The 22,768-nt window shown below is 35.9% G+C and carries 12 protein-coding genes; all 12 read right to left on the reverse strand.

Translation table 11 applies throughout. The annotated features are described in order from the left end of the window. Positions 1–33: 33 nt before the first annotated feature. The 12 genes from FJOH_RS21095 to FJOH_RS21155 all read right to left on the reverse strand — a co-directional run bounded on the left by FJOH_RS21095 (position 34) and on the right by FJOH_RS21155 (position 22,633). The gene (locus FJOH_RS21095; protein WP_044047975.1) at positions 34–1,122 is read right to left on the reverse strand and encodes a hypothetical protein; all 1,089 of its coding nucleotides are present in this window, start codon (positions 1,120–1,122) and stop codon (positions 34–36) included. 73 nt (positions 1,123–1,195) lie between these two features. Continuing rightward, the gene (locus tag FJOH_RS21100; protein WP_235023062.1) at positions 1,196–2,686 is read right to left on the reverse strand and encodes an MGH1-like glycoside hydrolase domain-containing protein; all 1,491 of its coding nucleotides are present in this window, start codon (positions 2,684–2,686) and stop codon (positions 1,196–1,198) included. Between the two features lie 264 nt (positions 2,687–2,950). Next, positions 2,951–5,401, reverse strand: coding sequence for a glycoside hydrolase family 95 protein (locus FJOH_RS21105; RefSeq protein WP_012026057.1), 2,451 nt, complete (start codon positions 5,399–5,401; stop codon positions 2,951–2,953). Positions 5,402–5,676: 275 nt separating this feature from the next. Beyond that, positions 5,677–7,095: an acetylxylan esterase gene (locus FJOH_RS21110; protein ID WP_012026058.1), complete on the reverse strand. Its 1,419-nt coding sequence runs from the start codon at positions 7,093–7,095 to the stop codon at positions 5,677–5,679. Positions 7,096–7,245: 150 nt separating this feature from the next. Further along, a complete protein-coding gene (locus tag FJOH_RS21120) occupies positions 7,246–10,026 on the reverse strand; it encodes a glycoside hydrolase family 78 protein (protein ID WP_012026059.1) in 2,781 nt (926 codons plus the stop codon). Between the two features lie 149 nt (positions 10,027–10,175). Continuing rightward, entirely contained in the window at positions 10,176–12,038 is a 1,863-nt protein-coding gene (locus tag FJOH_RS21125; RefSeq protein ID WP_012026060.1) for a sialidase/neuraminidase family protein, read from the reverse strand. A 295-nt stretch (positions 12,039–12,333) separates the two neighbouring features. Beyond that, positions 12,334–13,251 (reverse strand): glycoside hydrolase family 43 protein, encoded by a 918-nt coding sequence (locus FJOH_RS21130; protein WP_012026061.1) that lies wholly within the window; start codon positions 13,249–13,251, stop codon positions 12,334–12,336. A 98-nt stretch (positions 13,252–13,349) separates the two neighbouring features. Then, the gene (locus FJOH_RS21135) at positions 13,350–14,918 is read right to left on the reverse strand and encodes a glycoside hydrolase family 28 protein (protein WP_012026062.1); all 1,569 of its coding nucleotides are present in this window, start codon (positions 14,916–14,918) and stop codon (positions 13,350–13,352) included. A 230-nt stretch (positions 14,919–15,148) separates the two neighbouring features. Then, positions 15,149–16,555, reverse strand: a complete 1,407-nt coding sequence (locus tag FJOH_RS21140; RefSeq protein ID WP_012026063.1) for a glycoside hydrolase family 140 protein — start codon at positions 16,553–16,555, stop codon at positions 15,149–15,151. A gap of 156 nt (positions 16,556–16,711) precedes the next feature. Further along, the gene (locus FJOH_RS21145) at positions 16,712–19,879 is read right to left on the reverse strand and encodes a DUF6298 domain-containing protein (protein WP_235023061.1); all 3,168 of its coding nucleotides are present in this window, start codon (positions 19,877–19,879) and stop codon (positions 16,712–16,714) included. A gap of 170 nt (positions 19,880–20,049) precedes the next feature. Next, complete coding sequence (locus tag FJOH_RS21150; protein ID WP_012026065.1) at positions 20,050–21,756, reverse strand: polysaccharide lyase; 1,707 nt, start codon at positions 21,754–21,756, stop codon at positions 20,050–20,052. Between the two features lie 208 nt (positions 21,757–21,964). Further along, complete coding sequence (locus FJOH_RS21155) at positions 21,965–22,633, reverse strand: DUF3826 domain-containing protein (RefSeq protein ID WP_012026066.1); 669 nt, start codon at positions 22,631–22,633, stop codon at positions 21,965–21,967. Between the last annotated feature and the right edge of the window lie 135 nt (positions 22,634–22,768).

A 22,768-nucleotide genomic window follows, 5' to 3' on the forward strand; every position in this document is an offset into this window, starting at 1 on the left:
TATTAAGCTTCTCCGAAGCTCAAAATTAGATTGTTAATGATTTATAAATCGTCTTAATTTATCCAATGTGCTTAAACTCTCAAAAGCAACTTTATTTTGCTCCAATAACTTACTTGTTTCCCAGCGTATTTTCCACTCTGGATCTTTCAGCTTTTGTCTCAGCTTCGATACTATAGTTGGATTACTCTTTAAAACCTGTTCATCAATCCAATCAGGAAGAAATTCCAAAGCATTTAAACGAGTTTCAAATTCTTTATGATCTAAACCCTTTAACAGTATTTCTCTAACCCTTTCTGCAGGATAAGAATCTATTGTCTCGACTATAATCTCATTAATAACAGAAGAAAGTTCCTTAACTTTATTTTGCTCTAATCCTATTTGGTAAACCCTTCTGAATTCATTTGAAAGAAAATCTGCCCATTTATCAAGATCTTCATCCTCACTCAATGCATAGTAGACAAATCTAACTTTATCAGGCTGTGCATAAATATTATTTTCACAAAAACGCTTTACCTCCTCTAGATCTTTTACCGCCAATTTCTGAATGTCTTTAATCGCTTCTTCAGATTCCTCATATTCAAGATCGTAATATTCATCTAGAGTGATGATCTGGTCAAAATCATGTATAGGTTGGTAAACTACTTTATTTTCGCTCATAGTGCTTGGTATAAACTTTGGAGTATATTTTTTAAGAAGTTCTTTAATTTCATTTTCAGATACATCGTAATCATCTATTTTTATTTCGATCGTTTTCTGTTTATAAACAAAAGTGAGATAAAACTCCTTGTATGACAAATTGTACTTTGCCGTGTGTTCTGTTTTCACGATAACTCTTGGAAATATAATATCTTTCCATTCATAAAAAATCTCATTAAGTTCTAATCCTTCTTTTGAGAATATTATTTTTTTATGAAAATTAAAGAGCGTCATTACCGCTTTTTTCCCATAAACGATGATAAACAAAACAGCAACAATTGGTAATATTAAATTGCTAAATTTAAATGTAAATTTTTCAACATTTATAAGTGATAAAAAGTAAATCCCTAAAACCACAAATACCATATTCCATATAATATGAAATACACCACCTTTGATTGAATAACTTAATACTGTTTTCTCCAAATTTTATTCTTAACTAAATCAACTTATTAGCGTATCAAACCCGACAGGTTTTAAAAACCTGTTGGGTTTATAACTAATTTGAAATCACACGCTCCAATTTCTCAGAAACTGCAATTTCCTTTCCGTTTTTAAAGATTCTAAAACCTTTTCCTTTTTTATATTTTTCTCCTGTTTTATCCCAAAGAATGGTAATAATATTGCCGTGATACAGAACATTGTCAAGACAAAACCAATCCCATTTTTCTTGTGGAATCAACGGATTTACTTCTATCTTTTCATCTGCTCTCGGACGTAAACCAATCAATCCTGTAATCACCAAATCATTAAAAGTCGAATGATTATAATAACGGCTTCTTTCTTTGTCTCCCATTAACCAATAACCCGTTGTTTCATCCAAATACTCGCCAAGATAAGGTTTTCCTCTATAATATTGTGATTGAACATACAATTCCATCTGTTTGAAATAATCGGGTTTGGCTACAAAGTTCTGATTGTAATTATTCAAAACATTACCTAAAGCCGTTAACGTCTGCGAACTTGCAAATGGCCAAATCGCGCCGTCCCATTCGCAGGTTCCTGTTCCGTGTGTTCTAAATCTTGGACTTCTTCTTTCAGCCGTTGTCAAACCAAACGGAGCCGAAAATCCTTTTTCATCCTTAATCTGTTCCCAGGCTTTTTCAAAACCTTTACCTTTTTCAGGAAGATTAAAATACCAAGGAATAAATCCTATTGCTTCTCGAACTTGTGCTAAAGTATCTTTTTCTGTTAAAGTTTCAAAAAATTCGCTTTTCTGATTCCATAATTTGGTTTCTACTAATTTTTGCAGAACATCAGCTTTCGCTTTGAATTTGTTTTCTGCTTCCTTATCACCTTTCAATTCAGCCATTTTAGAAATTGCCATAGCATTCCCGTACATATAACTGTTTATCGTTGGTCTTGCATTTTGTACTTTACGCCCACCACTTAAGGATTCTTCCATTCCATCTTTCACATCATGTTGCCAAAACAAACCATCTTTACGCTGACGGTCTTTTTCCCAAACGGCATAATCTGTAACCATGTCTGGATATAAATCCAATAAGAATTTTTCATCTTTATTCACCAAATAACGATTATATAAAGCATCGGCTGTCCAACTGCTGAATTTATACAATTTGTTCATTGGTTTTCCATCATTTCCTCGGTACCAAAGTTTCACATCCTGCTCGATATATTTCGGATCATGAACCCATCTGAATTCGTTGATATGATGCCCCAAAGCACAACTAATCATATTGTATTTATCGGCATACGAACGATCGACTAAAAACTCTGTGATCGCAAATCCCTGTGGTGTATTTTTGATATGTTTACGAACGCTCCACCATCTGAAATAATAGATTTCCTCAAAATTCTGCTGTGGACATTCAAACAACGGAATATTCTTTTCCATCCAAGCCCAAGCGCTGTCATTCGGAATTGCAAACTTCAAATTTTCATCTTCCATTGTGTTGAAATAATCCACATAATGTTTGAAGTTTTTTTCTTTTAAAATAACCCATTTTCCTTTTTGTGAATGTTCCACAGTCGATTTGCAACCACTGTTTATACAAGCAACGACAACTGAAAGCGTAATTATTTTATGTTTAAAATGTTGTAACATATTCTGTTTTTATTTTATTCTTTTTACTCAATCTTGCCATTTCGACGAAGGAGAAATCTTCGTTAGAAATTTGACAAAGATTGGCGACTCATTTTGCGGAGTTACTTGTGGAGATTTCTCCTTCGTCGAAATGACAAATATGACGTGTTATTATATTTTCTTATATAACTTATATGGTTCAAAAAATTAATTCCCCGAAAAAGTATAAGTCTGCCCTGCTTTCATATTCACATCGTAAATATTGTAAGTTGGCAATTGTACTTTAGGCAATTTTGCTTCTTTAGAAATAATTGGTTTCTTTACTTCTACATCGTAAAACAAGGGATTCGGATTCTTTCCTTTTGCTTTTTTAAGCGAAGAACCTTTTAAAGTATTTTCTACTTTTAATCTACAGTTTCCTCCAATTTTCGAATAGATTTTTAACTCCGAAACTTTATTGTTTTTCCAAGTCATATCAATTACAAATCCGCCTCTGGCCACCAAACCTTTAATACTTCCGTCTTTCCATACAGTTGGCAAAGCTGGCAATAAATGAATCGCCTCTTCCTGACTCTGCATCAGCATTTCAGCAAAACCGGCTGTACATCCAAAATTTCCATCGATTTGAAAAGGCTGATGCGCGTCTAACATATTCGGATACGTTCCGCCACCTTTTCTCTGATCCGCTGTTACCAAATGCAATTGATCCTGAATCAATTTATAAGCGTGATTTCCGTCTAATAATCTCGCCCACAAATTCACTTTCCACCCCATTGACCAGCCAGTAGATTCGTCTGTTCTGTAAATCAAGGATTGTTTAGCAGCTTCAAATAATTCAGGTGTTTTAATTGCTGAAATCTGATTACTTGGATACAATCCGTACAAATGCGAAACGTGTCTGTGATTGTCTTTTGGGTTATCCCAATCGTCCTGCCATTCCTGCAACTGATTGTATTTCCCAATTTTCATTGGAGGCATTTTAGCTAAAGCATCGCTCACTTTTTTGGCATAAGCCACATCTGGCGAAACCAAAGCCGAAGCTTCGATAACATGTGTAAACAAATCAAAAACCAGCTGATTATCCATTGTTGTTCCTGATGCAATTGTTGCTTTTCCTGTTCCGCCTGCGTGTGTGTTTTCAGGAGAACTCGAAGGAACAACAACTAAATATTTTGTATTAGGATCAATAACCATAAAATCCAAAAAGAAATCGGCCGCACCTTTCATGATTGGATAAATTTCTACTAAATACTTTTTGTCTCCTGTATATAAATATCTTTCCCATAAATCCTGACAAACCCAAGCGCCACCTGTCGGCCACATTCCCGACGCAGCTGAATCTACCGGAGCTGTAACACGCCAAATATCAGTGTTGTGATGTAAAACCCAACCGCTGGCATTGTACATTGTTTTGGCAGTTTCTGCACCAGTTACCGCTAACTCTTTTGCCATTTGCACAAAAGGCTCATGCATTTCCTGCAAATTGGTTACTTGTGCCGGCCAATAATTCATTTCGGCATTGATGTTTGTTGTGTATTTACTATCCCAAGGCGGTGTGACCATATCGTTCCAGATTCCTTGCAAATTGGCTGGCTGACCACCTGGTTGCGAACTTGAAATTAAAAGATAACGTCCAAACTGGAAATACAAACTCGCCAATTGCGGATCAAATTGTTTAGAGAAATCTCGGATTCTTTCGTTTGTGGGTTTCTTAACCAAATCATTTGAACCTAAATTTAAAGAAACTCTGTTGAAGAATTTCTGGTAATAATCAACGTGGGCTTTCTTAATCGTTTCAAAATCTTTTACTTCGGCTTTAGCCAAATAATCTTTGCTTTTTGCAATTTCATCTCCTGAAATATCCTGATAATTTTTGAAATTGGTTGCAATCGAAATGTACAAAGTCACTTCATCGGCTTTGTTGATACTTAAAACACCGTTGCTGGCATCGATTTCACCGCCTTTGTTTTTAGCCGTTAATCGGCCTTGAAATTTTACTTTTCCTTTTACGCCTTCAAAATTAGTTCCAACTCCTGAAAGTATAATCTGGTTTCCTTCTGTCGAAGCCACCGTTTTATCAATTGGACTGTTCATGAAAACATTACAAGTAATCTGTCCCGGCTGACTAGCAGAAAGTTTCACCACAATAACCTGATCTGAAAATGCAGTTAGAATTTCTCTTGTAAATTCAACGCCATTTACTTTGTATTTTACTTTTGCCGTAGCATTGCTGATATCTAAATCACGATAATAATCCGCATATTTTTGATGTCCTGCGAATGAAATATAAACGCTTCCGAAAGTCTGATACGGCATACCGTCATTGGTTTGCGACATAATATCCTGCGTTGCCAAATCCTGCGCTTCATCAAATTTTCCGTCAAAAATTAACTGACGAACAATTGGAAGTGCTTTAATAGATTTATTATGTGCATTGCCGTTTGGAGAACCTGCCCAAATCGTTTCTTCGTTCAATTGCAAACGTTCTACCGCTGGATCTCCAAAAACCATTGCGCCCAAACGTCCGTTACCTAAAGGTAGAGCTTCGTTCCAGATGGATGCGGGTTTATCGTACCATAATTTTAGGTCACTTTGTGCTGTTGCTGTCAAGGAAAAAATTCCAAAACAAATCGCAGTTATTTTAATTTTCAATCCCATACTTATATTTTTTTCTCGCCACGAATTTCACGAATTGGCACTAATTCCTTTTTAATTTTTATTTCAATTTCTCTAATTTATTTTGCCACAGATTAAAAGGATTTCCACTGATTAAAAATCTGCTAGATCTGCTATCCCGATAGCTATCGGGAGCGTGAAAAAATTTTACTCCCGCAGATTTTGCAGATTAAGGAGATAAAAAAATCCTTCTAAGCTGTGTAATCTGTGGTAAAAAAATAATTCGTGCCAATTCGTGTAATTCGTGGCAAACTCTATTACTTCTTAACCTCGTAAACTTTCAGATTTTTTTCTCCAAACATTTCATATAATTTGTTGATGTCTTTCAAAGCGTTTTTCGGCAGTTTTTCACCTTTATCTCCAAAAACAAACAACTTTTCTTTTGGTTCAATTACACAAGTCGATTCGTCGATTTCGCCTTTGTCGTTCTTCACTTTATCCAAATCTAGATTTAAATATTTCGCCATAAACGGATACAAAGCCATACGTTTCGAGATTCCGAAATCATGGCCTTCTTTTCCAAAATGTGCATTTTCGACTAAATCTTTCTTTCCGTATAATTCATACGTTCTTTGGATAAAAGGAAATTCCAATTCCGGAACTGCCAAAGTCCAGTCTTTTCCATCAGAAACAATCAATTGTGGTTTTGGCGCCATCATTGCAGAGATTTCGGCGTTGTTTGTTCCGTTTCCACAAAGGTGAATTCCACGACCACTTTCGCATGGACAACCGCCTGAGAAATGAGAAGAAACCATTACAACTGGAGCTGAAACTTTTACTCTGTCATCAATTGCGGCTAAAAACATCGTGTGCGATCCTCCACCAGAACCTCCAGTAACGCCAACTCTTGTCATATCAGCATCCTTAACTGTTGCCAAATAATCCAATAAACGAATTCCAGTTAAAACCTGAACCGTAGATGCAATGCTGTTTCTATGTGTTTCTTCTGGAAATTGTAGTAACGATTCTCCCCAAGCAAATAAATCGTAACCTACCACAATTGCGCCCATTTTTGCCATCATTGCACAACGATATTGTTCGTCTTTTCTATATCTTCCGTCGCCAAAATGTCCGTCAGGAGTTAAAATAACAGCTGCTTTTTTATTTAACGGATATGGTTTGTAAATCGATCCTGTCGCATAAACACCAGGCAAAATTTCCAATGCAATATTTTCGACACTGTAATCTTTATAAATTCTTTTTGGAGTTAAAAGTGGTTTAGACTTTGGTGTAGGGGGCGCCTTATCCAAACCAAATGATTCAATCATACAAGCTTTTAACTCCGTTTTACGTTTTTCCCATTCTTCCTTGGTTGAGTAAAGGCTTTCTAAGTAAAACAAGCGTTCCTTTCCTTTATCTACCGAAACTTTATGGTTTTCATACTTGCGTATGATGTAGGTTCCATCGGGTTGTTTAAAATACATCAATTCAAACGGCGCTAGAATATTAGTCAGCGAAAGTGGCAGATTTCCAGGTTCAATTCTCCAATCGGAATAATCCAGTTCTTTTCCTTTTAATAAACCTCTGTCGTCGTTGATCGTTACACTAAAAAGAGTTTCTATTTTTTTCAATGTTTCTGATACTGGCTTTCTAAAATTAGTATCAGAAGTGCTTTGCGCATTGGCAAATGTCAAAGCAAAAATGGAAACTAAGAAGATGTATTTTATTTTTTTCATTTTAATATTGTTGTGTGTTGGTACGCTGATGAAACGGATTTACTTCGTAAAGACGCGGATTAAAACGGATTTTCTTTTCCCTAAAACAAATAAAAAAATCCGTGTCTATCAGCGTTTTCGCGATAGCGAATCTGCGTCATCCGCGTTCCATTATATTGTGCATTCTATTGTATAAATTCCAGATCCTAATTCTAAAACAGGCTTTTGAGCTTTTTCATCAAAACCTGCTCTAACCCTTTTACCATCCATTTTTATTTCTGAATTTTTAGCAACTGGCAATTTTATTGTTGCTGTCGTATTTACTGGAATTTGAACGGTCAAAATAAACTTGCCGTCTTTCTTTTCCCATGAAGAAGCAATTTTTCCGTAAACCGATTGATAGTCCGCTTTCGCGAAAGTCATATCGCCAACCACTTCTGGCTGAATAAAGAAATGTTTGAATCCTGGCTTTTCAGGATCAGACATAATTCCGGCTAAACTTTGATAAAACCATTCTTCAATTTGTCCTAACATAAAATGATTCCACGAATTTCCTTTTCTCGGATCCCATTGTTCCGTTAAAGTGGTCAATCCAAATTTAATCTGAAAACCATAACCCGGCGCATCGTAATGATTGTGCATTCTGTACATGGTTTCATTTTCGCCGTTTCTTGCCAATGTTTGAAATAAGTAACGATTTCCAACATCTCCCGTTGTCAAACGATCGCCTTTTTCTTTGATATCAGCTAGTAAATTCTGCATTACTGCCTCTTTATATTGCGGTTCTACGATATCCATAAATATCGGAACGGCATTGCTAAACTGACTACTTGTTCCGTATTGTTTGGTTTCTTCGTTAAAAAATGCCGCATTGAAAGCCGTTTTAATCTCAGAAGCCAACGTATTATATTTCTCAAAATCTTCAGTTTTACCTAATAATTTTGATGCTTTTGCAACTAAAAAAGCGCCATAGTAGTAATGAGAAGTCGCAGAAAGCGCAATCGGACTATTTTTAGAATATCCCGCAGGATGTGTTCCGTAATCGTACCAATCGCCCAATCCGTGCGAAACGATATGGTTTGTTGCTTTCGTTCCTAAATAATCCACGTAGTTTTTCATTACAGGAAAATATTTCTCTAATAATGAAGCATCTCCGTAATATTCATAATACATCCAAGGCAGAATTACGCCTGTTACACCCCATTCTGGAGAATCGGTAAAATCGCCTCCAAAAATGACATATTCAGGAACAATTGTCGGAATTAAACCGTTCTCTCTTTGTGAATCAGAAATATTCTGCATCGTTGCCGGAAGGAAAGTCTGCAAGTTATAATTGAACATTAAACTCGGACCATTCAACTGAATTTCTTCCAGCCAGCCTAACTTTTCACGTTGCGGACAGTCGGTAAAAACGCTTTGGAAATTGCTTTTGATCGAGTTATTAATCAGTTCATGCGTTTTATTGAAAATCTCATTTGAACAGGCAAAACTTCCCGCTTCTCCTGCGGAATTGTAAATAAAATTCGATTTTAAATCTACTAAAGTTGGAAATTCTTTATTCTTATCTTCTTTATAATTAATGTTTTCAATTTGAACATATTGATAACCGTAGAAACTGAATTTTGGCGTCCATTCTTCTACGTCTTTCCCTTTTAAAGTATAATCGTAATAATATGGTTTTCCTGATCTCCCCTGCGCTATTGTTCCCTCTTCATTTAAACCTTCGGCCACCCAAACACGAATCGTCTGTCCTCTTTTTCCTTTTACTTTGATGGTTGGAAATCCTGAAAGATTCTGTCCCATATCAAAAACATAGAAATTTGGTTTCAGTTCTTTTACGGTTTTAACTTCGTATTGTTTCTGAATGGTAACCGGCGGAGCAGTCTGTGGTCTTAAAATACCTTTTGGCGCTTCTTGAATGACTACTTTTTTCCAATCTCTATCTTTGAATCCTTTACGATTCCAGTCTTTTTGTTCTAAATTAGCATTGTAATCCTCTCCGCCAAAAATACTGTTATAAGTAATCGGACTTTTGCTGTATTTCCAAGTTCTATCTGATTTTATAATTTCTTCTGAACCATCATTATATTTGATTTTCATTTTAAAGAATAAAGTTGGCGGACCAAAACTCACGAAGAATTTAGTATATCTTTCGGCAAGCGTATTGTACATTCCGTTTCCTAACAAAACACCAATTACGTTATCACCTTTTTGAAATTCTTTTGCACTTAATTCGTAAACATTGTAATTAACCGTTTTATCGTAATCGGTCCACAAAGGAGCAAATTGGCTGTTACCCACTTTTTTCCCGTTGATAGTTAATTCGTAATGTCCTAAACCTGAAATATAAACGACAGCTTCTTTGACTGCTTTTTCAACTTCGAAAGGTTTACGCAACATAATACTTCTTCTTGCCAAAGAATCGGAAGCATTGATAAAGGACATCTTTTTTTCTCTGTTGAAAGTGGCTGTGTGATAATTTCTTCCTTCTGGCAAATGGCTATCGGCTTTGGTAATCGCTCCAATCCAAATCGGATTTAAATCTGATTCTAACGAAGCGGTTCTGAACGAAGCTGTTTTGCTCCATTTTGAAATCTTCCCTAATTGATTCCAAACCTTAACTTTCCAGAAATATTTGGTTTCGCTTTTTAATGGTTTTCCGCTATAAACAATATGCAGGTTTTTGTCGGTATTAACTCTTCCGCTGTTCCAAATATCTCCATCGTCATTGTTCAATTTTTCTTCTGATGAAGCTACTAAAATCAAATAAGCAACTTGCGATACATCGGATTCTTTTGAAATCAATTGCCAGCTAAATTTCGGCTGATTCTCGATAACTGCTAATGGATTTTCGGCCATTTCTGTTGTTAAACGTACAGGTAGAATTTGCCCATTTGAAATGAACGTGATTAAAAAGCTAAGTCCTAATAATATGTTTTTGAAATTCTTCATTCTAACTTTTAAAATTGAACGCGGATAAAACGGATTTACTTCGTAAAGACGTGGATAAAACGGATTTTTTTATTTACTCTAAAATATAAAATCTGTGTTAATCTGCGTCTTCGCGGTAGCGAATCCGTCTCATCTGTGTTCCATAATTTTTACAACTTTCTAGTTATCAAAGATTCGATATTGAATACTGCTTCTGGAATTAATTTTCCTGTTTGAGGCAGGTCGTCATAATCGTCTGTGTCCGGTGCTGTGTCCGGATCTGGCGAATGTCTCTGTTCTCCTGTGCGGAACATAATTCGCTCAAAACCGTCTGTTGGCGCATAAAATATCTTTGTTGATTCTTTTCCATCGTTTACTTTTATAGTGTACTGACGGTTTTTAGCATCTAATTTAACTGTGATTGTATATGCTTTGTTTGCTTCGTATTTTGTAACCGAACTCAAACGCGCACCATTTTTTACCTTTAATTCTCCATCCGAATCAAAAATCAATCTTACAGAAGGCAAGCCTTGTTTATTTTGGAATTCAACCTGCAATAAACCGTGATTGTTTTGCTCTGGTTTTACGGTGAAAACCGCTTCCATTTTTGATGCGAAAGGAATCACTCTTTCAGCACGAGAATAATCAAAATAATCCTGATCTCTTAACGTCAGCCATTTTTTACCATCGACTTTCTTTTCGATTTTGGTTGATGCCCAAGAAAGGTCATACGTATTCCACAATTTTAATTCTTGTCCGTCTGGAAGATTATTGAAAACATCATTTACATTTTCGGTAACCACAGAAGTTACAGGAACGGGAATCGATGCCACCCAAATATCCTCTTTATTCATACTGTATCCTACCCAGATTTTTCCGTCTGGCGGAGTTCCATTTTTCTCTGTAATTCCACGAACGTATTGAGGACCTGCCGATTTGTAGTTTCCGCCGTAACGCATCGGACTAACTTCTCCATGAACTAATAATAAATCTTTATAATTTAATCCATCATCACTTGTTGAAATTGCCAAAGGCCAACGATATTCTGACGGGTTATAAAGCGTTGCATAACGATTGTCTGACGTTTTTTGTCCCCAGATTTTAGCATTGCTGTTTACAAATCCAAGAGCACGCAACGGCATATAATCCCATGATTTTCCTCCATCCTTACTAATAGAAGTTAAAGCATGTTTCCATAAACCCACTACATTTCCGTTTGGTAAATGATAATAACTAAACGCTTTATATGGTTTTTGTAACGGAATCAATTCATCGTCACGATCGGCTTCTTCCACCCATTGCTGTAAAACCAATGGTTCTGATAAAATTTCTTCACAAGCCTTTTTCAAACCTTTATCTTTTGATGCGGTATAAAATGGGAATTTCGATTTCGATTTGTCCCAAGTTTTGTTGTATCTAATGAAATAGATTTCGCCGAAACTACCGTCTTTCTTGATTTCACGAATGACGCGTCCAATTCCTTTTCCATCGTTTGGATCATCTTTTTCATCCATTGCAATTCCGTAATACGCTAACGCAAAAAGTCGGTTGTCTTTTGAGGTATAAAAGCCCATTCTTTGGTGCATAATTGCATCAAGATTTTTAGCAACGCCTTCAACGCCTTCTTTCTTCCATCCGTCAGGAATTCTATAAATTGGAAAAATAACTTCTGGTTTTGTCCACGTTACACCATCTTTAGAAGTCATTAATAAAGTTTGGCTTGGCGGAATATGTTCGCCCGAAGGATCGCTTAAATAATGTAAATAAAATGTATTATTCCAATAAGCCATCATCGGCTGGTGATTGTATGTCCATCCAAAACCATCCGCTTTTTCAGGATGTTCGCGGCTTGCACGCATGATTTGCGTGGCGTGAACTCCAACCGCGGGGCTTAATTGTCCGTGATGGTAATCAATGTTTGAAAGTGTTTTTCCAACATAACGCACAGTGTCGTTTTGTGCATTTACAGCGGTGCAAGCCAATATAATTGTGGCTGTGATAATGTTGGTTTTTATGTTTTGGAAAGTAATCATTGATATTTTATTTTTTTAATCCTGAATAAAAAAGCTGTCTAAAAAGGAAGCTTCATTTTGTAAGCTTCGGAGAAGCGAAATATTTATAGCAAAGAATGAATGTCTACAATATAAAGCTCCGGAGGAGTGACATATTTTTTTCATAATCTATAATATATATATCGCTCCGCTGGAGCTTTTTTCATATCCCTTATTGAATTTCTATAAATATTTTACCCCTCTGGGGCTTTTGCTGATAAAAATAATTTTAAAATATTCTGTTCAGGCAAAAGAGCCTTTTTGAGAATAAATTCTTTTATTTTCTTTCAATTAATCCTTTTAAAACGTCTTCAGAGATTGTTGTAATCGTTCCGTGTTTGTGTCCTTCGGGAAGGCTTATTTTGGATGATACATCTTCAAAATGAACAAAATCTGTTGTGCTTAACGCTTTATAATTTTTTGAACCGTAATTATCATAATACAATAACCAGTTTTTATCGACTTTCACTACTGTCGGGCCTTCTGATAAATATTCTGTTAACGGTTCAGAACTCTTTTCAAACGGACCTAAAGGCGATTTCCCGAAAGCTACTTTTATGTTTCGCATGGGTCTTGTATTGTCTTTCAAAACCAAAACATAATCTTTCTTTCCTTTTTTGACAATCACACAATCAATTACACTGAAACCTGGATCGTAGTATAGTTTTGTATCTGAAAAAGTTTTAAAATCTTTTGTCGTTACATAATACATTCTGTGGTTATTTTTCTCTTCTTCAACTCCTTTTTCAAATCGGAACGGAATTGTTGATGCCCAAATAATAATGTATTCTTTTTTGACATCATCATAAAAAATCTCCGGCGCCCAAACGTTTACCACTTCTGGTTCGTTTTTCATTACTGGAATATATTCCTGTTGCGACCAATGAATCAGGTCTTTTGAACTTGCATATCCAAAACCGTTCCCACCTTTCCAATCTGTTGTCCAAACCATGTGATAGGTTCCGTCTGCTCCTTTTGTGATGGACGGATCACGCATAATTTTGCTGGCTCCGATTTCGGGTTTTAAAAATGATCCTACTAATCCTTTCCAATTGTAACCGTCTTCGCTATAGGCCAAATATAAACCTTCTGTTGCAGGTTCTCTAAACGACGTAAAAAGATATAAATCTTTCTTTTTCTGCGAATAACTAATCGCGAAAAGTGAAAGGGTTATTATGATGAATATTTTTTTCATTTCTTGTTTTCTTTTCCTGCGAGGTTTCCAAAACCTCGTAGGTATTTCTATGTGCACAAACTAAACCTACAAGGTTTTGAAAACCTTGCAGGAACGCATTATTCTGCAATTGCTTTTTTATCTAAAGAAGCTCCTTTTTTGATTTTCGTTGTTACGTTGTTTAAAACATTGTTTTTCAAGAAAATGTTTTTAGTGTCTTTCCCATCCGCCTCGATAAAAATATCGGTTGGATTGAATGGAAAATTATTGTTGATCAACGCATTTGAAACATTATCTAATTTGATAACGGGAACTCCTTTTATTGGTGTTGAAGATCCAACATTGTCTAAAATAATATTTTTTGAATCTGATATTTTGAAAGACGAACCTACAGTTGCATTCACTTTTACATCATGGAATTCAACATCTGTCGCCGTACTTACTGTAAAACCTTCTTTTCCATCCATATTGATGTTAGAAAAAGTGATGTTTTGAATTGGCATTTCGGTGATTCCCAAAATCTGTCCTGCTTTATTTACGTTTGAAGCTGTAATGTTGCTCATATGAATGTTTCTGAAAATCGGCGTTTTCTCGGTTACAGGTTCAACCTGAGTTCCTTTATCGTAGAAAAGGCTCAAAACGATAGCTTCTTCTTTGATGTTTTTCATGACGATATTATCGACGCGAATATCTTCTACAACTCCTCCTCTTCCGCGAGCCGATTTGATACGGATTCCGCGATCTGTTCCATCAAAAACACAGTTCGATATTGTGATTTTTTTGATTCCACCCGACATTTCACTACCAATAACAACACCGCCGTGACCACTTAACATCGTACAGTTTGTAATGGTTACATTTTCTGTCGCTTTCCCATATTTACGTCCGTCACCGTCTCTTCCTGATTTAATCGTGATACAATCATCGCCAACGCTGATATGGCAGTTTGAAATGTGAACATTGGTACAAGAAGAAGGATTGATTCCATCTGTATTTGGTGAATGTGGATTGAAAATCGAAATTCCCGTAACAGTTACATTATCACAGAATTCCGGGTTGATTGTCCAAAAAGGTGAATTTTGAAAGGTTACACCTTCTATTAAAATATTTTTGCAATTATAAGCCTGAAAGAAAGAAGGTCTGAAAAACTTTTTATCAACCGTTCTTTTGTAATATGGTTCTGTGTAAAGGCCTTTATTTTGCTCTTCCCACATAGTTTGATATTTAGTTGGAGGAAGTGGTTCCTTAGCCGTTTCGATTCGGTACACTTCATTCCACCACGCTTTTCCTTGTCCGTCGATTACGCCTCTTCCTGTAATAGTGATATTTTGTACATCTTTAGCATAAAATAAAGGTTGGAAACTCTTCATTACAATTCCTTCGTAACGCATTTCTACGTAAGGAAGGAAATCATCGAAGTTCTCTGAAAACTTTAAAAGTGCTCCAGAATCTAAATGAATCGTAATGTTGCTTCTTAGTGTTAAAGCTCCTGTTAAATATTCTCCTGCTGGAAAAAAGATGGTTCCTCCGCCGTTTTTAGATGCTTTTTCGATGGCATTTTGAATGGCTTGAGTGCATTTTATTCCTTTGTTATTTCCTCCTTCTTTTAAGATGTTTAACCAGCCGTCGTTTGCGAAAGTGGTGTTCAATCCAGTTATGAAGCAGAGTATTATTAGTATGTTTTTCATAGTTTGTTTTTTTCTTTTGCCACAGATTAAAATGATTAGCACAGATTTTTACTCTCATTTTTTGTCATTTCGACGAAGGAGAAATCTTCACAAGAAACTCTACAAAGTTGCTCAACTATACGGAGCTACTAACGAAGATTTCTCCTTCGTCGAAATGACAAGATTGTGGATAATTCGTGATTCTATATTCACAAATTGCATTTCACTAATTACTTTTTACTTTTCACTAATCACTTAGTAGATTTCAAAATCAAAACCCAGTCATTACCATCTTCCTTTTTTCCTTCTGGCTGAAAATTTTGAGTTCCTTTATTATCAAATGTTCCGATTTTAGTTTTCTTTCCATTTCTTGGATTATACCAAGTCGCTTCGAATTTATCTCCAGCAATTTTTCCTAGTTTTACTTCTATTATTCTTCCATTGTAAGTGTATAATAAAGCGTATTTTTCGCCTCTTATAGCCGGAATATAATCGTATTTCTCCCCTTGATTCACCACTAAAGAAACATCTGGAACTCCTTCTAAAAATGGCACTTCTTCCATTAATTTCTTAATATAAACCATTTGTTTTGCTCCTGGCGCACTGATGGCTGATGTCCATAATTCTTTGTTTCCGTAAGCTGGTTTATCGCCTTTTCTGAACATTTGCATTACAGCGTTATGTCCGTACGTATAACCTGCACCACCTGAAAGTACTGACCAATATCCGTAACGGCGAACATCGTTTGCGGTCCATTTTGGCTGTAAAGTGTCGTGCAAACCGTGTGGAATTCCTTCGTATGATGGTTCTCCGTCAAGAGTTGGTTTTGTTGGTTTTAATTCGAAATCTCTTAGAACGAATTTGTAATTGTCTTCTTTGAAATTTGTTTTTATAGAATCCTGATCGTATCTTCTGTGTCCTGATTGGAACATATTGAAATCCAGCCATTTTTCGTTGTGGAAGTTCTCTGAAGAGTCGGTTCTTCCAAACGGGTGAAACGTCACTAACTGATTTGGATTGTTGGTTTTTAAAGTATTTCCAATGGCATTCCAGATATCCTGAAATTCATTTCCATGTGTGTCTCCTCCGTTTAACCAAATTACGTTGGTTCTGTTTTTATATCGGTTAGCTAAGAACTTCGCATATTCAGCTGCCTGTTCTTTGCTTACTTTATTTCCTTTTGAAACATTTGTTCCCCAAACCGGAACCATAGCAAGATAAACTCCGTTTTTCTGAGCCACATCTAAAGTGTAATCTACATGATCCCAGTAATCGTATTGCTTTGCATCTTTGAAATCATTTCCTGCTGTGATTAAAGGCTTTGAAACGTCTTCGTTGATTAAAGCTGCATCGCCATACACGTTAACCGCATTTATATTGTGCAAAACCATTACCTGAACGACATTAAATCCTTTCTCTTTTCTGTCTTTAAAATATTTCTCAATTCCTGCTCTGTCCAGTTTTCCGAATGCCAGCCAGCCCGTGTCGCCAAGCCAGAAGAATGGTTTTTCGTTTTCGGTAACAAAATAATGCTGATTTTTAGATACTTTGATTTCAGGCAGAGATGCTTTTGTTTTGGCAGATTGCGAAAATCCGCTTTGTGCTGTAAACATAAAGCTTATACAAAGAGCGTATAAAGATTTAATTTTCAGATTCATTTTGGTTTGTTTTTGAATTGTGTTCTTATTTTTTTGCCACAGATTTCACTGATTTAATGGATTTCCCAAGCTTTGTCTTTATATTTTTTCCCGCAGATTTCACAGATTAGGCAGATTTTATTTTTAATCCTTTTAATCTGTGAAATCTGTGGCTAACTATTTCTTAATTAAAAAAAGCACCTTTTCTTTTATTTCAGCTTGTGGAATTGTCACTTGTTTTCCTCCGCTGATATTTGCTTTTTTCGTTATATTTCCTGTTGTTGCATTAATTGCAAATACTTCAAATGTTCCTTTTTCGTTTTCTAAATCGATTGTAATATCTTGGTCATTTTTTACATAAATAAGATAGCTTTTTCCCTTATTTTCCAGTTTCCAAAGATTGTCTGAAAACGTATTTCCGTCAACTAATTTCATTTCGCTTAAAGCGGTATAAAACTGAGGCAATTCGATTTTCGGAATATTTGGCAATGAAGCTCCCGCCATTAAAGCCGGCCATCCAAATCTTGAAGAACCATCTGTTGAATATAAAATGACTTTCTCTGGATATTTTTCTCGGTATTCACGAACGGCGCGATATACTTGATTATCTGTTTCTTTTCCGGTTTTTAGTTTTCTGGCGTGCTGTCTCGGTGCTAAATTTACGCCTCCTTGCGGAGCGTATGCTGAACCATCTTCTTTGTAATACCAATAACGAATGTCAATTAAATCAACTGTTTTTACTCTTTTAGCATCATTTAAAATAGCATCCTGAACGTCTTTTGTAGCACTTAAACCAATTAATCCTTTTTTACCTGTTTCGTCTTTCCATTTTTGGGCTTGGTCTAACCAGAATTCCATAAAATGTAACGGACCTGTATACTCGGCACTTGTCAATTGAATTACGTTGCTGTTTTCCTGAAAATTTTCAAATGATTTTCTGATGAAACCTTCGTGTAATTTTCTTCTTTGAGCATTCGTAATATCGTAAAACTGCTCCGCCATAAAAATACGTTTGTCTCCTGCGTAGGGCGGTGGCTCAGGAAATCCTGTACTGTTGATATTATTTGCTGAACGCCAAGGCGAACTTGCCCAATGCGCTCCAGCCTCTAAAATATTGTGCTGAAAATATTGCTGATTGATTAACATTTGTCCGTTTGGTTCTGCCAGCGTTGCAAACTGCGCTAAACGGCTCCAGTACCAATCGTTGAATTTTGTTAAATCGTATTTACTTAAATGATCCCAAGCTAGATCTTGCCCGCTTCTTGCGAAAGGCTGTTCGTAAAACGGAGGCCAAACATCATCATCAATTCGGCGTACACGTTCATGATCGTCCATTCTTCTGTCGTACCACAAACCGTAATTGTGTTCTAAGGCAACGATATTATTTTTAGTTAGATTATCTACAGTTTCCTGAACTTTGTCTGTCAATCCGTTTCCTGTTCTTCCTGGAACAAAACGAGTGATATGCGGTGTTGATTTGTTTACGAAATCATCGGTTAAATCACCCCTCCACCAAGCAACATTGGTTTGTTTTCCTGCAATTACTTTTCCTTCAAAAGTTAACCAGCCATTTTCTGTAGTTACTTTAGAAGTTGATTTTTCTGTTTTATTTGATGCAACTTTTAAATCGTTTGCATTTTTTAAACCTTTACTGTCTGTATTAATCGGATTTCCTTTTGAAGCTTCTGCAATCAATTCTTGTAAACTTTTTGCCGTTGTAGCAGCGTTTTTAGTCAATTCTGCAGCAACTTCTATACTCGGGCTTGAAGAAGCTTCTGAACCTAAATCGTAGATAAAAGGCTGAACTGGAAGTTTTCCTAATCTAGCTTCTAGTTGTGTGTAGAATAAACTTCTTGGACTGATATGTTCGTTTACGTTTTTCCAATGTCCGTTTCCTCCAAATTGTCCCCAAACTCCAAAAGCCCAGTTTTGTGCTGTTGGCGGACTGTAACATTCTACTTTTGATGCCGATGATTCCCAGATTACAGAATTGGCTGCTGTCCATCCAGCGCCTCTTCCACCTTGTTCTCTGTTATTATAGCTTAATGCTTTTCCGTCGATATTGGCAATGTCAAATAAAACTCCAGTTGCCCAGCTTCCAATTGCACCGCTGTTTTCGAATGGCAAATGTGATTCACATTGCACGAACACATTTGGTCCAGTTGTTCCAAATCCGCCAACGGCAAAATCATGATATCCAAATTCTGAATAACAACGCTGAAATAAAGTCTGCTGACCTTCAGTATAAAAAGTGTGTCTTCTGAATGATGCGATTTCTGAAATTGGTTCTGTAGCAATACAATCTTCAACTGTAATTTGCTGACTTGTTTTTAAAATCGTAACAGCTCCGCCTGCAAAGTGTTTAAAATTAACTTGTTTAACCCAAGCATTTCTGGTGTTTTCAATGCTGATAGCCTGCCATCTATGTTCTTCGTCTTTTAAGTTTGAAGGATTGTAAGTTGATTTTATTAATATGTTTTCAATTCCGGAATTTTCAATTCTTCCCTGCCAAGAATAAACGGTTACTTTTGAAGTTCCGAAAACGTCATCCAAAGACATTGTGATTGGAGCGTTTACCGTTACTTCGTTTCCGTTGATTTTGGTTACGACACGATTCCAAGTTGTCGTCCAATCACCCTTTTTCCAGCCAATCCAAGAGGTTTCTCCGCCGAAATCCTGCATGTTTACTTCTTTAATGAAATTATCCGTTAAAGGTTTGCTGATTTCGATTTCGTCGCCAACTTTTAATTTTGATGTATTTTTTAATTGGATTTTCTGCGTTCCAAGTGGCGTATAAGCGTTTGCGAATTCAAATGAATCTTTATACACTTTATCGTTTACGCCTAAAATTCTAATTAAAGCTTCTCTTTCTAAACCTGTTCCTAAAAGTACGGTTCCGTTTTCCGAATTGCCACTTCCTCTTAAAACAACTCCCGATTTTCTAATGTATAATGTTCCACTAATTTTGAAAGTTCCTTTGTCTAACAAAACTGCTCCACGAAACCCTGATTTATCTGGTTTAAGAGAACTTACATAATCAATTGCATTTTGGATTTTCTGCGTTGCGTCTTCTTCTTGTTTCGAAACAAAAATTTTGTTGTCTAGATTTGGAAGGGCAACTTCTGAGTTTTTGTATCCTACAAAAGAAAAATCAGGGATTTGATTTCCTTGACTATCGGTTGTGAAAGAAAGTTTTCCTTCTTTGGTTTTTATGATATCTGGGAAATTGTTTTGGGCTGTGATGTTTCCAGATGTAAACATAGCAAAACACATTATCACTAATGTGTTTTTGAAGGAAGGGATTATATTTTGTTTAATGAAATTCACTTTAAGTATATTTTTCAATTTTCTAAAGTTAAGCATTTCCACAATTTTGTCATTTCGACGAAGGAAACTCGAGCGATAGCGAACAGGCGAAGCAAATCTCACGCGGGATTTACGTACTGTTGTGGAGTTTCTAGTGTGATTCCTCCTTCGTCGGAATGACAAACTTTGGGTATATGCTTTATGTTGAATTATTGTAATAAAGACTTTAATTTCGCTAAAGTATCCGTATTATTTTCCGTTTTCGTCCAATCAACTTTACTGTTTGGATCGATTCCGTTAAAATATTTCTCGATGTTGGTATAACCGTCTCCGTTTGCATCTTTATTAGCATCTGAAGCATCATTTGGATTTAAGCCATATTTTTTCTCCCAAGCATCTGGAATTCCGTCATTATCTGAGTCTTTATATGCTTTTCCTTTGTAAGTTGGATATCCGCCAACTTGGTCTGGATGCGTTATAATTCCTTTTTTATATGAATCGGCTGGTAATCTTCTTTTGATATATTCTTTTCCAATTGAATTTTCTAAACCGTCTTTAACTTCAATTTTTCCAGTTTTAACCTGCTTGATAATTCTTTCGTCAACAGCATCTCTTTTCGGAATTGTTGCTCCAACATTCGTCAAAACAAAATCATAAGCTTCTTCTGCCGACATGATATTGAATTTTGGCATTGAAAAAGGTTTTGGCTGTTTAATTGCTGCTAAAAATTCTTTTGTTTCCGCTTCTGGAAGGTTTTCCAATTGTACTCCTCCATTCCAGTTGTCTGCCGTTACTTCAGGAGAACCTACAATAAAGTTTCCTGAAACGTAAGCTCTTCCGTATTGCTTTGGTTCAATATAACCAGATTCTGGTTTTACAATTCGATACGAAATAGGCTCGTTTTGAGGCGTTATTGGTCCTGGTTTGAAATAATTGTTGATGATATTTAACATCGAACGATAATCACCTCCGTCAAGTGTACGATTCCACCAATTGAATACTACGTTATTCACAAAATTAAAGTCGCCATACATTCCGATAGAAGCATTTCTAGAAATGTTGTCTGCCCATAAGTTGCGCATAAAAGTACTATTTAATCCGCCGATTGTACTTCCGAAAGCGTGATTATACGTATCTAAACCTTCTGCTGAAATAGTGTTCTGAATCGTGATATTACAAGCAGGCAATTTCTCTAATTTCGACTTAGCGTTTGGTGCAAATTGATGTCTGTATAAAGAAATATTTTCATCTAATCCCCAACTTACAGAACAGTGGTCAATTATAGTATTTCCGATTACATTTCCTCCCAGCGCATCATCTCTTCTTGTAACTTCTGTTGCACCACGTCTAAAACGCATGTGTCTGATTATAACATCGTGTGTATCAATTTCTAAAGTTTCTCCTGCAATACAAATTCCGTCGCCTGGAGCAGTTTGTCCAGCAATTGTCACGTAAGGTGCACGCATGCTGATTCTGCTTTTTAAATGGATAATTCCCGAAACATTAAAAACGATTGTTCTTGCTCCAACAGCTTCACAAGCTTCGCGAAAAGTTCCTTTTCCACTATCTTCTAAACTCGTCACTACGAATATTTTCCCTCCACGTCCACCTTGCGTGTAGGCTCCGCCTCCTTCAGCACCTGGAAAAGCAGGAATATCTGCTTGAACAAAATCTTTTGGATACGAAGCCCAAGGTAAATAAGGTTTTCCTTGTTTTGCTTCTTCTTTGATAATCTGAACATTAGCATTCCAAATTTCGCTCAGCCTTTTTTCTTCATCAGCCAAAATAGCATCTGCTTTTTCCTGAACAGGTTTTGGAATTACAGGATATTGGGCATATGCCGATGAAACAAGAGAACAAAATGACAACGCCATAAATGTTCTTTTTAAAGTATGGTTTGGAAAAATCTTTTGCATTTTTTAGTTCTTAGTGATTAGTGACTAGTCCTTAGTTTTCTTTAGAGATTAGCTCTTAGTAATTAGTGATTAGCTTTTGTATTGATTGTTAATCCATTAGTTCTTAGCAATTAGCGTTCTCATATTATTTTAATTCTTAAATAACTAAATCTCTAGGCACTAGCTACTAAGGACTAATCACTAATTACTAATTACTAGGCACTAAGTACTAATTCTTAGCTTTTTCTCTCTCTTCAATACGTTCGTGCCAGTCTTTACTTTCTTTATTTAAATCGTAACCTTGTTTTGATAAATAGTTATTGATTCTTCCTTTGTATTTACCAAACCAGCCGTGTTTTTCTTTAGAAGAACCTGCGTCCATTGCATGTTCTCTCGCTTCAACTAAAGCTTTGTAGATATAATCTTTTTGTTCTGCCGTTAAGTTTGGAAGCATATCGTTGTAACCTGCCACTGTGATAGGAAGAACTCCATAAGTCATTCCGTCTTTCACTTCAGTGATTTTATCTTCAGACAATTCTTTGCTTAATTTTTTGATATAAGATTTATGCAGTTTTGCAATTGATTCGTCTGCCTTTGCTTTCAGTTTATCAATTTTTTCGTTTTGCTTTTCTTTAGCTAAAGAAGTATCTTCTTTTACTTTTTTGATTTCAGCATCTCTTCCATCTTGGATTTCAGTTAAATCTCTGAATTGCTGCGCTATTATATTTGAAACTGCTTTTTCTTTTGCTTCGTTTTTCAAATCTAATTTGGTAACGATTTTCCCAGCTCTTTCGTTGGTAATCTTTACATATTCAGGATCTAAATGCTGCTGCGCATTTAAAGTTGAAAATGCAAAAACAAGCGATAATAAACCAGCATTTATTTTATTTAGTGCCATGATTTTTTCCTTTTTAGTATAATTATTTTAAACACATAGAAACATAGTTTTTCGTAACGTTTAAAGGCGTTTCACTTGTATTAACAAACATAGCTATGTGTTAGAAACATGTTTCTTTTTTATATTCTTTTGCAC

The organism is Flavobacterium johnsoniae UW101 (assembly GCF_000016645.1).
Lineage (GTDB): Bacteria > Bacteroidota > Bacteroidia > Flavobacteriales > Flavobacteriaceae > Flavobacterium > Flavobacterium johnsoniae.

What these genes read in the sequence shown, in the direction of transcription:
- FJOH_RS21120 (WP_012026059.1), bottom strand. Translation starts at nt 10,026, where the DNA reads ATGAAGAATTTCAAAAACATATTATTAGGACTTAGCTTTTTAATCACG.
- FJOH_RS21155 (WP_012026066.1), bottom strand. Translation starts at nt 22,633, where the DNA reads ATGGCACTAAATAAAATAAATGCTGGTTTATTATCGCTTGTTTTTGCA.
- FJOH_RS21105 (WP_012026057.1), bottom strand. Translation starts at nt 5,401, where the DNA reads ATGGGATTGAAAATTAAAATAACTGCGATTTGTTTTGGAATTTTTTCC.
- FJOH_RS21130 (WP_012026061.1), bottom strand. Translation starts at nt 13,251, where the DNA reads ATGAAAAAAATATTCATCATAATAACCCTTTCACTTTTCGCGATTAGT.
- FJOH_RS21125 (WP_012026060.1), bottom strand. Translation starts at nt 12,038, where the DNA reads ATGATTACTTTCCAAAACATAAAAACCAACATTATCACAGCCACAATT.
- FJOH_RS21110 (WP_012026058.1), bottom strand. Translation starts at nt 7,095, where the DNA reads ATGAAAAAAATAAAATACATCTTCTTAGTTTCCATTTTTGCTTTGACA.
- FJOH_RS21135 (WP_012026062.1), bottom strand. Translation starts at nt 14,918, where the DNA reads ATGAAAAACATACTAATAATACTCTGCTTCATAACTGGATTGAACACC.
- FJOH_RS21150 (WP_012026065.1), bottom strand. Translation starts at nt 21,756, where the DNA reads ATGCAAAAGATTTTTCCAAACCATACTTTAAAAAGAACATTTATGGCG.
- FJOH_RS21140 (WP_012026063.1), bottom strand. Translation starts at nt 16,555, where the DNA reads ATGAATCTGAAAATTAAATCTTTATACGCTCTTTGTATAAGCTTTATG.